The following is a 14795-nucleotide window of genomic DNA, read 5'->3' on the forward strand; positions in this document are numbered from 1 at the left end:
AATATCAGGCTGGTTTTAACATTTCCAGTGCATAGCTTTCCAGTTCTTCTGCGCGTTTGGCCGCAGTATGCAGGTTAAGCACTTTTGTCCTGGCCCTCCTGCCAATTTCAACACGCTCCTCTTCCGGCATCTCGCGGATAAACTTAAGGGTATCTGCTGCTGAATAGCTTACCAGTATTTCGTCTCCGAATGAGAAGAAACTATCCAGGCCTTCCCAAAAATCGCTGATGATGGGTGTGCCACAGGCTGCTGCTTCGAACAGGCGCACGCTTGGCGAGTACCCCATTCGGATCATATCGGCACGGGTAATATTCTGGGTAAAGCGCTGCTGGTTGTAAAAATGGCGGTGCTTTGCCGGGGGCAGGTGCTCCAGTCGTGCTACATTGGCAGGCCATTGTATGGTGGCGGGGTATTGCGGTCCGGCCACTATAAACTTACCCTCCGGCCACAGGCGAGCAGCCTCCAGCATCAGCTTGTCTAGGGGCGGCTGGCGGTCATCGCTGTATGTGCCCATATAGCCCAGGTCGTATTCCCGCAGGGTTTCCGCTTCAGGATAATAAAGCTCCGGATCTACCGAACAGTAGAGCGGCAAGGCCTGTTGCGCACCCATTTCACGCTCCAGGTAGTCCAGCACTGTACCCCCGGAAAAGGAAAGGTATAGGTTGTATTGTGGAATCAGCTCCTTGTTCAGATAATCGCATGCGCCTTTTTGCACCTGGGCAATGGTTACCGGGGTATCAATATCATAAAAAGCACGAACTCCTTCTGCGGTTTTGTTCACCCAGCTTCCCACTTCTATGCCCTGGGGCACATAAGATCCTACAATCACCATGTCAGCCTTTTTAACCAAATCTTCATATCCTTGCTTCAACTCCTCTACGGAAGCATAGAGGTGGGTCTGGCAATAGGGAGGATTGGGCAGATCACGCTGCGAGGAGTACCAGGGTTTGTCGTGCTCCAGGAATGTTACCTTATGCCCTCTTTTGTCGAGCTCCTTTACAAGACTCCGGAAAGTTGTAGCATGGCCGTTACCCCAGGAAGAGGTAATGGTAAGCCCAATGATCACTATGTTAAGTCGTTTCGTGCTCATGCTTCTACCTTTAGATGTTTTTCCAGAATTTCCTCGAACTGTTTAGCCCGGTGGCGGTAAGTATGCTCGGAGAGCACCCGCTTCAGGGCTGCAGCGCCAATGGCTTTGGCCTTTTCGGGAGTTAAATCCTGCAGGATATCGGCTACTTCCACACCATTTCGGGCTACTAGCACTTCTGTGCCTGGCTCCAGGAATAACTCTATTCCTTCCCAATAATCTGTGATAAGACAGGCACCTGCACCGGCAGCTTCGAACACACGAGTGGCTGGCGAAAAGCCATTGCTGGCCATGCTTTCGCGGCTGATGTTAAGTACTGCCAGGGGTGTACAGTTAAAGGCATTGTGGGCGTTGGTGCTTACATGACCAATATAGTTTACATTGGGTGTCATGGGTTTATCGGCCCATCCGCTGCCACCCAGGATAAACTTTTTATCTGGCATCAGTGAAGCTGCTTTCAGGAAAAATTCTTCTACCCGCTGCTCCCTGTCGGGCAGGCGGTTGCCCAGAAAGGCCAAGTCGCAGCTGAACGCTCCATTTTCCGGCACCGGATGATGCGTGGCAGGATCGAGTGCATTGTAAATAGGAATACAGGCTATCGCACCCAGTGCTGTATATTTTTCAATCACCGGCTCGCCGCCACCGTAGGTAAAAATGTAATCGTACTGAGGGATGAGTGCTTTAAATGGATTCTGCGGATTGGAGTGAACGCTGTGCAAAGTGGCTGGCGCATCCACATCCCAGAAGGCAACCAGTTGTCCTTCCTTACGGTTGCGGAGCACCGCTGCTTCCAGGTATTCATCCAGCACGCCCACGCCACTGGCTTTAACAATCAGGTCTGCTGTAGCAGCTTCTTTCAGCATTTCTGCCGCTGCTTCTTCGGTTGGTTCGTACACCCGCACCGTTGCGTATTCAGGATCATCTATATCCCGGTTCTGCTGGCGCTGGTAAGCATCGGGCTCATAAAAAGTAACCTGGTGCCCTCGTTCATACAGGGCACTGATGATACCCCTGTAATAGGTAGCAGCTCCGTTCCAGTAAGCAGAAACCAGCGAAGAACCAAAAAATGCTATTTTCATGTAGTATTAAGGTTTAATGTTTAACGGAGTATGAATTTTGGAATATGAGGTATGATTACAGGAGAATGGACACAATAACAATGTGCTTTTTTCCCATGATCAGCCTGTAATTGTGCTAGAAGCAGAAAACATACAGGCCCATAGGCTCATAGCCGATACCTCATACCACATACCTGACTCATTCATACCCTTTCCAGTTTAGCTGTTTGCAGCTCCTCGTAGATCTGCATGAGTTCGTTTACCCGGTGGGCACAGCTGTGCTTTGAGCGAATGGCGTGCAGGCCGTGTACTGTTAGTTCACGGGCTTTATAAGGGTTAGTGAGCAACTCCTGCATGGTCTGCTTCATTTCCTCCCCATTTTTCACCATCAGAAAATCTTTTCCTGGCTCGAACAGCCCTTCGGCATCTTCCCAGGGAGATGAAATCAGAGGAATACCACAGGCCATGGCTTCAAACGGACGGATGGTAGGAATGCCCGGCAGTGACTGGGTGTAGTACCTGCGGGGTACATGCACCGTAAGTGAATACTGGCTGAAAATCACCGGTGCCATGTAGTTGGGCAACCAGCCTTTGTATTCTATACCAGCCTCTTTCAGGCGCTTTTTTGCACGCTCGGGGTAGCGAACCCCATAAATGGTAGCCTTGAGCCCCAGCTCCTCTACCGGTCTTATTAAAAATTCCTCCAGCTCTTCCTCCCGCTCATCGTCGCCCCAGTTGCCTATCCAAACTAGGTCGCCCAGGTGCTGCTCGGTTGCTCTTGGATAAAAATGGCGTGTATCTGCAGCCTCATGCCATGTCCAGACTTTCTTTGCCCAGCCTTTTTGCAGGTAAATATCTTTGATCACTTCGCCGAATGCAAGCACGCCATCATACTTGCTCAGGTCGTAGCGGCTCATTTCTTCCGGTGCGGATACAGAGCGGTGGTGGGTATCGTGGAAGAGCAGTGTATAGCCAAATCTGTCTTTCAGCTCCCCTATGCTGCTCACCAGCTCACTGGTATTCCATTCATGCACGATCACCAGGTCGGCATCCTGCACAAGTGCTGCATAATCGGTTTCTTCTGGAAAATAAAAATTGGTTTTCAGCAGCGGGAAGTTCTTTTTGAAGTTGCTTACAGCTTCACCACCATGCTCCTTCACCATATTTTCATAACTCCAGCCATCTGAAGGCTCAAATACCTCTACCTGGTGTCCTTTTGCAACAAGATCTGCAACAACTCCCCGTAAAAAATGAGCATTCCCGTGGTTCCAGCAGGAGATAAGGGAGTGGTAAAAAAGTTTTATTTTCATGAGTATTCTTTATACGTTTATACTATCTGTTCAGGCTTAAACCAACTTCAGCTTCTTTATAATGAGCCTCCAGCAGCTGTCTGTAATAATGTACATAAGCAGCAGCCTGGCTCCCGGGGCTGAAATCTGCGGCACGATCCAGGGCTAAGATACCCATACGCTTCCTGATCCGGGGGTGCCTGATCAGAAAATCCAGCTTGCTGCAGATATCTTCAGGGTCCTGCGGATCTACAAACAGCGCTACCCCCTCCCAGTTTTCACGCAGACTTGGAATATCGCCCAGCACCAGGGCACAGCCGGAAAGGGCTGCTTCCAGTATGCTTAAACCAAAGGGTTCATATCTGGCAGGCATTACATAAATGGCTGCAGCAGCCATTTTAGCCGCTAGTGCATCGGGGCTCAGGCGGCCCAGGAACTTAAGATGGCTGTAGGCTTTAGCATTGCCATTGCCGGGATGCTGATGTTCACCTGCAATTTCTATGGGCCATGGTAGTTTAGCGGCAGCAGGTTCACAGGCAGAGAGGTTTTTGGCATCGTCCCATAAACGGCCTGCACTCAGGATAAATGCTTCTTTCATGCCTGGTTTGAAAAGCGCTCGATCTCTGCTGTTGGCAATTACTGCCTCCTGCGAAAATGGCCCGTAATAGTATCGCAGTTCATCCAGGTATGCTTTTGTAGGTGCTGCCACAAGATTTGCTGCCTGCAAACCTTCCTTTACCCTTTGGGTATAGGTGGTATAATTAACAGGTGCTTCTTCACCTTTTACTGCCTTCCACCAGGAGCGTACACAGGAATGCCCCACCATCAGCACGGGTGTCTGCCAGGGCAATTGTCCATGGCAGTAGTTGTTTAGGTGTACAAGGTCAGGCTGCACTTCTCTCTCCAGCTGCAGCAGCCACTCTCCGGCAGCATCCACCTCCTGCCAGGGATTGTCCATCCACTCCAGCTGAAAATTGCCGGCATGCAACTGCAGGTTTGGTATACTTGCGGCCTCTTTTTGCTGCACTGCTGCAGGCATGCTGCCCATGGTAGCCAGGTGCACCTGTATGCCATAGGGATGCAGGGCCTTTACCAGCTCCAGTGCATAAGTCCATACACCGCCAACAGTGTCGGCTGTCATTAAAACTGTTTTCGGTAACAGCTCAGATTCGGCCATAGATACGATCCAGTGTTTTTGCTACCGCTACAATGGTTTCAGATTCAGCATTGAATTTTTCGCCCGCTGCCAATCGTCTGGCCCAGTCAGAAACAGGTCTGCCGCCCCAGTCGTCCGGCCCCTGAAAGAGTACTTCCGTCTGGGTACGGTTAAAGCGCAGGGCTTTAAAGTCATAGAACGAACCGCCCATGTTGCGGAAAGCTACACCGCCGTTGGTGCCGTAGAAATTTGCCTGAATATCGGCTTCCTGTCCGGCAGGCAGGTTCCAGGAACAGATCAGCTGCAGGGAGGTTTCTCCCCCGCCCTGCTGCTTTAGTTTGATGAGGGCGTTGGCATAATCTTCTACCTGTTCATCGGGCCTGGTCAGGGGCTGTCCCTTAGAAAAGAGATTGCTGTTTACAGAAACCACTTCCGGGTCGTTCAGCGACCAGTGCACCAGATCCATCAGGTGTATACCAAGGTCTACCACACAGCCTCCGCCAGAAAGTTTTGGGTTATAGAACCACTCCTTATCCGGGCCCCATGCGTTATGGAATACCAGCTCTGCTGCGTATATATGGCCCAGCTCACCACTTTGTATGATATCATATAACTGGCGGAAGCAGGTGTAGCGATAGCACAGGTCTACGCCCAGCAGCAGGTTGTTTTCCCTGGCTGCAGCCACTACGGCAGCGGTTTCTGCAGCATTGCGGCCAAGTGGCTTCTGGCAGAAAACAGCTTTTCCTTTATTAAGGGCAGCAATGCTCTGCTCGGCATGCAGGGCACTGGGTGAGGCAATGACAATACCATCCAGATCAGCATCCAGCATGGCTTCGTAGCTTTCATACACCTGAGCCCGGGGTGCTACAGAAAGTGCGGCCTCTCGGTTTTCGGCACCCGGTTCAAGTATACCGGCAACTTCTGCCAGTTCTCCATTTACCAGGGCTTCCATCCTGTTTCTGCCAATCCAGCCTACGCCCAGGAAGCCCAGGCGGGGTTTATCAGTTTTTTTATTGAAGGGTTCTTTTACTTTGATTGAGGTAGCGTCTATCATAGCTTGATCAGTGCTTTAAGAAAGCCATCCGGCCTTTGGGTAATACATTCAAATGCTTTATTGATCTCCTGCAGTGAAAAGGTGTGGGTATAGAGTTGCGCAGGGTCCATACGGCCACTGGCTACGGCTTCGGCTGCTTCGCGCATGCCTTCCATGTATACCTCCTGCTCGCGCTCATGGGCATTGATTACATCCAGGCCTTTCCAGTTCCACTGCTGAATGTTTACATTGCGCATGCCATCCTGGTGAAAGCCGGCAATGATAAGCTTGCCCCTGTTCCTGAGCAGCTCACCAGCCAGGTTTAAGGGCCACTCTTTGCCTGTAGCCTCAATTACGCGGTCGCACCATTTTTCGCCTGTTAGCTGCTTTACCTGTTCTATGATCTGCCAGTGGTCGTTAAGGGGTATGGTATGATCGGCACCACATTCTTTTGCCACCTGCAGCGAATATTCCCGACGGCTTAGGGCTATTACGGTTGCCCCCCTTTCTTTGCAAAGCTGGGTGAGCAGCGCTCCCAGGAAACCAATGCCAATGATGGCAACAGTATGGCCGGCTTTTATATCACTGCGGTTAAAAATGTTAATGGCACAACCCAATGGTTCGCCTGGAAAGGCCTTATCTGCCAGGGGCCCCTCCAGCTTCATGCACTGGGATTCTTCGGCCACATCATAGGCTGCATAGGCAGCATAAGAAAGCATTGCCACACGGTCGCCAGGCTTTAAGCCTTTCACACTTTCACCGGCTTTTACCACCACACCCCATCCTTCATGTCCGCCTGCACCTGGCTCCTGCGGATAGCTGAACCACTCACGACCCTCGTAGGTAGGGATGTTAGACGCACATACACCACAACCCTCCAGCTTTACCAGTACCTGCGTAGTACCGGGACTGGGTAGCGGTGCTTCTTTGATTATGATTTTTTTGTCACCGGCAAAAGCAGCTGCCGGCATAGTCTCCGGCAGTGCTGCTTCAGCTTGTATGGTACTTTTTTCTTCAAGGGTAGATTGCATAGTTGCTGAATGCATCTTCTAAAAAATGATTATTGTTTTGGTTGAGGTTTTGTATCAGGCTTTCAGCGCTTTAAGCGTTTGCATGCTTTGTGCTGGGCTCTCCTGGCGAAGCCACTGGTAGAGTTTCTTGATACCTCTTTTATAGGATATCTGTGGCTGCCATTGGGTTGCTTTCTGGAACTTGGCAAAGTCAGACACATAATAGTACTGATCACCAGGGCGCCAGTCGCCGTACTTGGTAATAGGCTGCTGCCCGTGTGCCTGTGATATTATATCAAGCACCTCCAGCAGGCTTACCGCATTATCTACACCGCCTCCAATGTTGAAAGCTTCGCCACTGAACTTATCGATGTGTTTACGCGCCAGTTCCATGGCCTGCACCAGGTCTTCTACATACAGGATATCTCTTACCTGCTTGCCATTGCCGTAGATGTTGATGGTATCATCGTTAAGCACCCTTATGAGGAAGTTAGCCACCCAGCCCTGGTCTTCGGAACCGCACTGGTGCGGGCCATAAATACAGCTCATGCGGAATACCACTGCCTTCAGGTTGTAAATGCGGGCATAATCCGATACATACTGATCTGCTGCGCCTTTGGAACAACCATAGGGGCTGTGGAAGCTTAGCGGCTGTTCCTCGTCAATACCTTCCTGAAAGGCAAGGTTTGAGGGCGTGTAATTCCGCTCATTTTCGTTAAGCCTAAGTCCGGCCAGGTTGCCGTATACTTTATTTGTGGAGGTATAGAGCAGGCTTGGCGGATTTTCCATCTTGCGCATGGCATTCAGGATGTTCAGCGTACCCTTCAGGTTTACCTCGAAGTCTTCTTCGGGATCGGTAACAGATGTGGTTACGGCTACCTGCGCCGCAAAGTGGTAGATGTGCGATACTTTATTTACCGCTTTCTCCACCTCGTAAGGATTACGAATATCGGCAATGGTGATCTGCACCCTGTTTTTCCATTTATTTTTAAGCCAGCTCAGGTTTTTAAGCACCCCTTTGCGGCTAAGGTTATCGAAAATGATCACGGGAATATCCTGCGACAGCAGGTAATCGGCCATGTTGGTACCCACAAAGCCGGCGCCCCCTGTTATCAGCACTGGCTTTTCTTCAGGGCTGCTATCCAGGGCCAGTGGCTTTAGCGAGTCAAGCTTATCCGGAATAGCCCTAAGGCCGTACTCCATCCACAGGCTGTGCAGCAGTTTGGGTGAGCCATTCAGTTTAATGATGCCGAAAGAATACTCACGTTCATCGAGATGGAAACCATCCATGGTGTTTTTTTCTGGCTCCAGGTCGTAAAGAGAATACCAGTACACGCGATCCAGGGGCAGGTTCAGCAGTTTGGCAAATTCTTCGGCCTGCTTTAGCTCATTGTTCTGCCAGGTAGAAAAGCCGCACTCTGTGATCCAGATCTTAGCATTGCATTTGTGGTATTTAAGCATCTCCTGCACCCTGCTGATGTTTTCCATCCAGCCCTCGAAGCTAAAATCAAAAACATCAGGGAATCCATGAATACCCACCACATCAATGTATTGGAGCAGCTTATAATCGCCCATCAGGCTTAACCAGCTGGGATCGATCGGGCTCATGCCGCCCAGCACTGTTTTCTTGCCCCTTTGTTTGGCCCAGTAGGCTGCATTGCCAATCATTTCGGCAAACTTTGCCCAGGCCATGTCTAAGGTATAATCCCACTCACTTTTGTTGTTGGGCTCATTCCAAAGCTCTATGTATTCAAAGTAGTCGCCATAGTCGGTTATAAGCGTATCGAGTGTGTCGGCATAGTCTTTCAGGTTCCTGGGTGGAGAGGAAATCTTGGATTCTATGCCAAGCGAGGGAGGTGTGTAGGTAAAGCAGGGCAGCAGTTCAAAATGGCTGGCAAGCTTGGGCAGCAGCCAGTCATACCACTCCTTACCCTCGGGACTGAACAGATCAGCCCAGGAAATACCTGTTCTAAGTTGTGTTACTCCTAATTCCTTCAGGTCTGCAATAGTACGTTTAACCTTCTCCTTTTCGCCTAGATGAAACCACTGTACAATTCCTACAGCAGGTGTGTTCTTATGGTTATTCATAGTGGTATTTGTCTCGGTTGAAATTTATACAGTCAGACCCCTTGCCTCCAGCTCCTGCTTGGCATCTGCAACTTTATCTTCTGCAATTTGTGTTTGTAGCCACTCTGCCAGCTCTTCCATGCCACGCTCCAGCGTATAGGAAGGTTCAAAGCCCAGTATCTTTCTAGCTTTAGAGATATCTGCATAGCAGTGGCGGATATCGCCCACCCGGTATTTACCGGTTATTTCGGGTTGCAGATGCTCTTTGTTCATTACCCGTGCCATTTTATTGGCTATTTCCAGAATGGTAAAACTCTGGCCGCTGCCGATATTGAATACTTCCCCGGCGGCATCGGGTGTTTCCATAGCCAGGCGGCAGGCTTTGGCAATGTCGTAAACACTTACAAAGTCGCGCTGCTGCAGTCCGTCTTCAAATATCATGGGCGGCTTATCGTTCAGGAAACGAGAGGCAAAAATTGCCAGCACACCCGTGTAGGGGTTAGACAGTGCCTGGTGAGGGCCATACACATTAAAAAAGCGTAAGGCTACTGTAGGTATGTTATAGGCTGCGCCAACAATCAGGCACATCTGCTCCTGGTCGTACTTAGAAAGTGCATAAACAGATGCCAGGTTTGGTGTTTTGGTTTCGGGTGTTGCTACGGGCTTCAGTATATTTCCGTCCTGGTCCAGCACTTCCCAGGCACCTTTCCTGAGCTGCTCTTTTGGCCTGCAATTAGCCACTACCCTTTCGCCGGCAGCATTCTCATAGAGGCCTTCGCCATAAATGCTCATGCTGGAGGCCACCACCAGTTTTTCAACAGGCTGATCTGCCAGTGCTTCCAGCAGAACAGCTGTGCCCATATTATTTACATCTGTATATTCACTTATCTCGTACATGCTTTGCCCCACGCCCACACGGGCGGCAAAGTGGTAGACCACATCCACATCCAGCAAAGCGCGATCGAGTGCTTTTCTGTCGCGAACATCACCCTGCATAAGCTCCACATCCGGATGCAGGTATACCGGTCTGCGCTGCTCGCTGCCGTGCACCTGCTCCAGCAGGTTATCCAGTACCCTAACCTTATAACCGTTCTTTAAAAGTTCATTGGCAAGATGGGAGCCAATGAAACCTGCTCCGCCTGTTATTAATATTTGCTTACTCATAAAAAATAATAAAAAATAATCTTAACTCCTCTATCAAAATGCCTGTGCTGCAGGCCGAATGGTTATTTCATTTACTGCAACCCCGGCTGGTCTGCTGATGATGTAGCAGACTGCCTCTGCCACTTCTTCGGCACTGAGGCTCCCCCAGCCAAAGTTTTTCGCTGATTCATCACTACCACCTATCGTATTGGAAAAAAAGTCTGTATCGACCACCCCCGGCAGCACTGTACTAACACGCACTTTTGGCTGCACTTCGAGCCGCAGTGTTTCAGCAATACTCTGAATTGCGGCTTTGGAGGCAGCATAAATCCCCCCCCATTCATGTGGTTTCCGGGCTGCTACTGACGATATGAATACGATATCGGTGGTATGGCTTTTTTCCAGCATCTGCGGAAGAAACGCCCTGATGGTGCGTAAATGCCCCATCACATTCAAATTCAGGATGTTATGCCACTTTTCCGGATCTCCTTCTGCAAGCCTTTCTTTAATGCCCTGGCCTGCATTGCAAACAATCAGGTCTGGAATGCCGTGCCGATCCTGCAAGTACGTGTATAGCCTTGCAACAGACTCGGCAGAGGTAATGTCTGTGTTGTGGTAAAACAGCCTAAGATATTGTGCAACAGGCTGTTTTGGATCTGCAATGATGGTGTTAGTCCCCCCCTCTGCCAGCTTGTTGGCAATAGCAAGCCCAATTCCTCCTGCTCCACCAGTTACCAGAGCTGTTTTATGTGGTAAGGATCGCATGTTCTCTTCTCTGACCAAGATGATGCTTCTTAATTAATCCAGGTACTACTGTATTGACTGCTTAAATTATAGTCTGCATATAAGCATGTTCACCAAATGAAAAAATTGACCATACGTTTTCAGGTGAAATAAGCATGAACCACTATATACAGATGTATTTATGTTGCTTTAAGCTAAATAAGCTTTGGCTTAAAGTAATAGAAGAAGAACCTCTGCTATATAAAATTGTTTGGCTGCTGCTGAAGAAGCTTATCCACACCAGGTGAAATGCCTGAAGAACACCCATATAACCTGCTATAATACAGTGCCTTAACATGCCTCACCTAAAGTTATAAAAAAACTGTTTAACCTGTAAGCTATATGCTGCCAGCTTTAAGCCTGGCAGCATAATCATGAGTTTTCTGCCTGTGCATCAACACTATAGTGTTTAGGTGGATTCTTCATTTAAAGAATAAGAAAATATTACATAACTGAAAACAAGCTAATTTTTTGCCTGCTGCACCTAAAAATTACTCCTTCTACAAAGCTGTAAAGCTGTAGAAACGCCATAGAAACAGTTTTACAAAAAAGCTGCAGGAATGTTTCAGTATCCACACAGTTCACAGCGGCTGCAGAAAGAACATATAAGCCTGTATCTCCCAAAGAACCGCTATCTTCTTACACTTCAAAATCATTCCTAAATCCTATTTCAATCCATCTGGCTTTCCTGCAGCAGCCTACAATAACTTTTATATTATAAATTTGAATATCAGGAGCCTGATCAGCAGCAGGCAGCCATTAGCCAGAGTGAGAGAAAACAGGAAATGTTTAATAAGTTAAAGGAACAGATTGGTGGGCACTGGCAGCAAATAAGCCGCGCCCTTGGTTACGCTAAATCAGAACGACGCTATATACTGATCGTGCTATTTTGTGCACTTACAGTGGCTGCCATCGGGGTTGCAGAACCGCTGCTCATGCGGCACATTTTCGATAGCCTGGGTAGTAAATCTTCGCTTGATCAGGTACTGATTACTGCAGCCGGACTGGTTGCAATGGCCTTTATGAAAGAAGCAATTTCTGCCCGTTCCAACTATCTTACCTGGAGAACCCGCCTTTCCATACACCAGGGCCTCCTGAGTGCCACTGTAGAAAGGCTGCACCGGCTTCCGCTGGAAAACCAGCGCAGGGAGGGTATTGGTGCCATCATGACAAAGCTGGACCGGGGCATTCAGGGCTTTCTGGGGGCATTATCAGAAGTGATCTTTAACCTTGCCCCTGCCCTTACCTACCTTAGCCTTGCCATTATTGTAATGCTGCAGCTTGACTGGCGCATGACCCTGCTGGTACTGGCATTTGCTCCCCTTCCCGCCATTATAGCAGCCTGGGCCGCACCTACCCAAAGCAAACGCGAAGAATTCCTGATGCATAAGTGGGGCAAGATCTACTCCCGCTTTAACGAGGTGCTGTCTGGTATTGTAACCGTGCGCAGTTTTGCCATGGAAGATTACGAGAAAAACCGTTTCCTTAGCAATGTGGGCGAGGCAAACCAGACGGTGGTAAACGGTGTAGGTTTCGACTCAAAGATTAGGGCGGCACAAAACCTTAGTGTTACTTTAGCTACTGTTTCTGCCGTTACTTTTGGCAGTATGCTGGTACTAAGAGATGAAATGACCCTGGGCACACTGGTGGCCTTTATTGCCTATGTAGGTGGCCTGTTCGGGCCGGTTCAGAACCTCACCAATATTTACCGCATAATCCGTACCGCCAGTGCCTCGCTGGGACACATCTTCTCCATTCTGGATACGCAGGATTTCCTGGGCGATGCGCCAGATGCAAAAGAACTTAAGCAGGTAAAAGGTGAGATATGCTTCGAAGATGTACATTTCCACTACAACGCTACCCACAGACCCATTCTGAAAGGCATTAACCTGCGCATAAAGGCAGGGGAAACCATTGCTTTTGTAGGGCCAAGCGGCACTGGAAAATCAACCATGACAGCCCTTATCCAGCGCTTTTATGACCCAGCCAGCGGCACCATCAGCATTGATGGCCAGGACATACGTAGCCTGAAGCAGCAGTCAATCAGGCAGAACATTGGTGTAGTACTCCAGGATGCCCTGCTCTTCAATGAGAGCATACGGGATAATATTGCTTACGGCAGGCCAGATGCTTCCTTCAGGGAGATTGAAGAAGCAGCCAAAGCCGCCAATGCCCATGAGTTCATCATGAAGCTGGCTAACGGCTACGACACCATGGCCGGTGAACGTGGCGGCAATCTTTCCGTAGGCGAACGCCAGCGCATTGCCATTGCCCGTGCAATTCTTAAAAATCCTCCTATCCTGATCCTGGATGAGGCAACCTCTGCCATGGACGTTGAACTGGAAGCGCAGGTACAGGAAGCACTGGAGCGCCTGATGCTCGGCCGTACCTCTATCGTGATTGCTCACCGCCTAAGCACCGTAGTTAAATCAGACCGTATACTGGTACTGAAAGACGGGGCCATACTGGAGGCAGGCTCGCACCAGGGCCTCATGGTTGCAAATGGTTACTATGCATCGCTGGTGAACAGACAGGTAAGAGGCTTACTGGTGGCATAAAGAAATGAAATTCTAGCCCTGGCTACCGGTACGAACCAAAACAGATCTTAAACTTTGCAGGTTGTAGTGCTGCTGGTCTTTTGCATGCTTGGTGCAGCTAAGGACTGGTAGCATTTTTTTAATATAGATCGTAATACATGATGAAAATCCTGCAGGGAGGCGTACCCAAGTGTGGCAACTTCTGGTTATACCAGATCATTCAGCAAATTCTTGAACGAATAGGCAACAGCACCACCAGCTTTATAGAGCAGCAGCCCATTTACAGGCTGGCTAAGGAATGGGACCTTAATTTTCCGGAACAGGCCAGGATAGATGTGCTGGAGATAACGGATCTGCAGGACAGCTACCGCATCAGCAGCATCTACAGAAAGCCTGTTGACAATCTAAAGGAATACATTAGCCAGACCACTCATGTATGGACGCATTCGCCAATCTGCAAACGCAGCGGCGAGGTGCTGGAGCTTTTTGATAAAAAGGTGTACATCATCAGGGATCCCAGGGACAGGGCACTTTCTGCCGCCAAATACTACTGTTCGCCCTATATGTTAAAGTACTTTCCGCAGGAGGAAACAGACCCGGCTAAGTTCCTGCAAAAGAACTATGAGCAGCTGATGCACGAATGGGTATGGCATGTTTTTGACCACCTGAGGCTAAGCAGTAAATACAACATTCACATTTGCTTTTACGAAGGCTTTTTGCTCCATTTTCAGCAGGAGCTGGATAGGCTGCTGGTATACCTGGAACTGGAGCTTAGCCAGGCCAAACGCCAGGAACTTGAAAGCGCCGTTAGCTTTTCTACCCTTAAAAAGCAAAATCCCAAACACCTGAAAAAAGGAACCGCCGGCTACTGGCTTGAGGGGCTTACTGATGAGCAGGTAGAAAAAGCTGATACAATAACAGGCCCGCTGCTGCAGCACCTGGGGTACCCACGGCAGCGCAGTCAGCACCTTCATTACAGCCCGCAAGCTGAAGAAGCAAACATAAATTTTGAGCAGCTAAAGCTGGATATTATTGAATCGCAGCAGCCGCTATACCAGTAAACTGCTTTACCAGACACCCAGCTGCCTGCCAATTGCCTTCATCTGACCTATGTGATAACCATTATGATGAAAAAGTGCCATGGCCGCCCATGAAATGGTTTTACCATTTTCCTGCTCTTCGTACAGTGGTGTTTGCGGGTTTTGTATAATGCTGATCGCCTCTTCCAGCTCTGCTTCGAACTGGTCTATAGCCTCAAGCCACTCCTTTTCGTTATCCGGCGCAAACTTTTGTGGCCAGTGTGCATCTTCCCATACCTCTTCGTTATTCTCCGGGTCTCTCATGAAGTTAAGCAGCGTGTTTTGCCGTGCCTGCATATGCCCCAGCAGCGAAAAGGCAGAAAAGTGCAGTCCGTCCAGCACAATACCGGTTTTATCGTAATGAAATTCCCGCAGCAGTATCACCACGGGTGCAAAGCCCCCTTGTAAAAGGTTTACCAGCTGCTGCCTGATTAAAAAGTCAATATTCTGATTGAATGCCATACACTGTTTTATCTATCAGTTTTTATAATAAACTGGCTGCGATATTGTTTGTCTGATTCTATAACGATAAAGGTGGTGTCAAAAAGCCATG

12 protein-coding genes are annotated in these 14795 nt (G+C 49.2%); 2 read left to right on the forward strand and 10 right to left on the reverse strand.

Annotation, left to right across the window (positions count from 1 at the left end):
- Positions 1-4 precede the first annotated feature (4 nt).
- The 9 genes from KWJ01_RS21265 to KWJ01_RS21305 form a co-directional block, all read right to left on the reverse strand.
- Positions 5-1090 carry a glycosyltransferase gene (locus KWJ01_RS21265; RefSeq protein ID WP_224999128.1) on the reverse strand — a complete coding sequence of 362 codons (1086 nt, stop codon included), beginning with the start codon at positions 1088-1090 and terminating at the stop codon, positions 5-7.
- Complete coding sequence (locus KWJ01_RS21270; RefSeq protein ID WP_224999129.1) at positions 1087-2166, reverse strand: glycosyltransferase; 1080 nt, start codon at positions 2164-2166, stop codon at positions 1087-1089. The genes KWJ01_RS21265 and KWJ01_RS21270 overlap by 4 nt, the downstream gene beginning before the upstream one ends.
- A gap of 182 nt (positions 2167-2348) precedes the next feature.
- Positions 2349-3455, reverse strand: coding sequence for a glycosyltransferase (locus KWJ01_RS21275; protein ID WP_224999130.1), 1107 nt, complete (start codon positions 3453-3455; stop codon positions 2349-2351).
- 22 nt (positions 3456-3477) lie between these two features.
- Entirely contained in the window at positions 3478-4575 is a 1098-nt protein-coding gene (locus KWJ01_RS21280; RefSeq protein ID WP_224999131.1) for a glycosyltransferase family 4 protein, read from the reverse strand.
- A gap of 22 nt (positions 4576-4597) precedes the next feature.
- Entirely contained in the window at positions 4598-5644 is a 1047-nt protein-coding gene (locus KWJ01_RS21285; RefSeq protein WP_224999132.1) for a Gfo/Idh/MocA family protein, read from the reverse strand.
- A complete protein-coding gene (locus tag KWJ01_RS21290; RefSeq protein ID WP_224999133.1) occupies positions 5641-6654 on the reverse strand; it encodes a zinc-binding dehydrogenase in 1014 nt (337 codons plus the stop codon). The genes KWJ01_RS21285 and KWJ01_RS21290 overlap by 4 nt, the downstream gene beginning before the upstream one ends.
- 54 nt (positions 6655-6708) lie before the next feature.
- Positions 6709-8721, reverse strand: a complete 2013-nt coding sequence (locus KWJ01_RS21295; protein ID WP_224999134.1) for a GDP-mannose 4,6-dehydratase — start codon at positions 8719-8721, stop codon at positions 6709-6711.
- Between the two features lie 24 nt (positions 8722-8745).
- Positions 8746-9864 carry an NAD(P)-dependent oxidoreductase gene (locus tag KWJ01_RS21300; RefSeq protein ID WP_224999135.1) on the reverse strand — a complete coding sequence of 373 codons (1119 nt, stop codon included), beginning with the start codon at positions 9862-9864 and terminating at the stop codon, positions 8746-8748.
- A 33-nt stretch (positions 9865-9897) separates the two neighbouring features.
- On the reverse strand, positions 9898-10608 hold the full coding sequence (locus tag KWJ01_RS21305; RefSeq protein WP_224999136.1) for an SDR family oxidoreductase: 711 nt from the start codon (positions 10606-10608) through the stop codon (positions 9898-9900).
- An 803-nt stretch (positions 10609-11411) separates the two neighbouring features.
- Between KWJ01_RS21305 and KWJ01_RS21310 the strand changes: the two genes are divergently transcribed.
- Both KWJ01_RS21310 and KWJ01_RS21315 read left to right on the forward strand, forming a co-directional pair.
- Positions 11412-13184 (forward strand): ABC transporter ATP-binding protein, encoded by a 1773-nt coding sequence (locus KWJ01_RS21310; RefSeq protein WP_224999137.1) that lies wholly within the window; start codon positions 11412-11414, stop codon positions 13182-13184.
- A gap of 137 nt (positions 13185-13321) precedes the next feature.
- Positions 13322-14224, forward strand: coding sequence for a sulfotransferase domain-containing protein (locus tag KWJ01_RS21315; RefSeq protein WP_224999138.1), 903 nt, complete (start codon positions 13322-13324; stop codon positions 14222-14224).
- A gap of 6 nt (positions 14225-14230) precedes the next feature.
- Here the strand turns inward: KWJ01_RS21315 and KWJ01_RS21320 are convergent, their stop codons facing one another.
- Complete coding sequence (locus tag KWJ01_RS21320) at positions 14231-14704, reverse strand: hypothetical protein (RefSeq protein WP_224999139.1); 474 nt, start codon at positions 14702-14704, stop codon at positions 14231-14233.
- Positions 14705-14795: the final 91 nt, after the last annotated feature.

This window comes from Cesiribacter sp. SM1 (assembly GCF_020178975.1).
In the GTDB taxonomy this organism is placed as follows: Bacteria; Bacteroidota; Bacteroidia; order Cytophagales; family Cyclobacteriaceae; genus Cesiribacter.

Excerpts from the sequence above, each read along its gene's own strand:
- KWJ01_RS21305 (WP_224999136.1), bottom strand. The coding sequence starts at position 10,608 with ATGCGATCCTTACCACATAAAACAGCTCTGGTAACTGGTGGAGCAGGA.
- KWJ01_RS21280 (WP_224999131.1), bottom strand. The coding sequence starts at position 4,575 with ATGACAGCCGACACTGTTGGCGGTGTATGGACTTATGCACTGGAGCTG.
- KWJ01_RS21295 (WP_224999134.1), bottom strand. The coding sequence starts at position 8,721 with ATGAATAACCATAAGAACACACCTGCTGTAGGAATTGTACAGTGGTTT.
- KWJ01_RS21285 (WP_224999132.1), bottom strand. The coding sequence starts at position 5,644 with ATGATAGACGCTACCTCAATCAAAGTAAAAGAACCCTTCAATAAAAAA.
- KWJ01_RS21265 (WP_224999128.1), bottom strand. The coding sequence starts at position 1,090 with ATGAGCACGAAACGACTTAACATAGTGATCATTGGGCTTACCATTACC.
- KWJ01_RS21315 (WP_224999138.1), top strand. The coding sequence starts at position 13,322 with ATGATGAAAATCCTGCAGGGAGGCGTACCCAAGTGTGGCAACTTCTGG.
- KWJ01_RS21270 (WP_224999129.1), bottom strand. The coding sequence starts at position 2,166 with ATGAAAATAGCATTTTTTGGTTCTTCGCTGGTTTCTGCTTACTGGAAC.
- KWJ01_RS21320 (WP_224999139.1), bottom strand. The coding sequence starts at position 14,704 with ATGGCATTCAATCAGAATATTGACTTTTTAATCAGGCAGCAGCTGGTA.
- KWJ01_RS21275 (WP_224999130.1), bottom strand. The coding sequence starts at position 3,455 with ATGAAAATAAAACTTTTTTACCACTCCCTTATCTCCTGCTGGAACCAC.
- KWJ01_RS21310 (WP_224999137.1), top strand. The coding sequence starts at position 11,412 with ATGTTTAATAAGTTAAAGGAACAGATTGGTGGGCACTGGCAGCAAATA.
- KWJ01_RS21290 (WP_224999133.1), bottom strand. The coding sequence starts at position 6,654 with ATGCAATCTACCCTTGAAGAAAAAAGTACCATACAAGCTGAAGCAGCA.
- KWJ01_RS21300 (WP_224999135.1), bottom strand. The coding sequence starts at position 9,864 with ATGAGTAAGCAAATATTAATAACAGGCGGAGCAGGTTTCATTGGCTCC.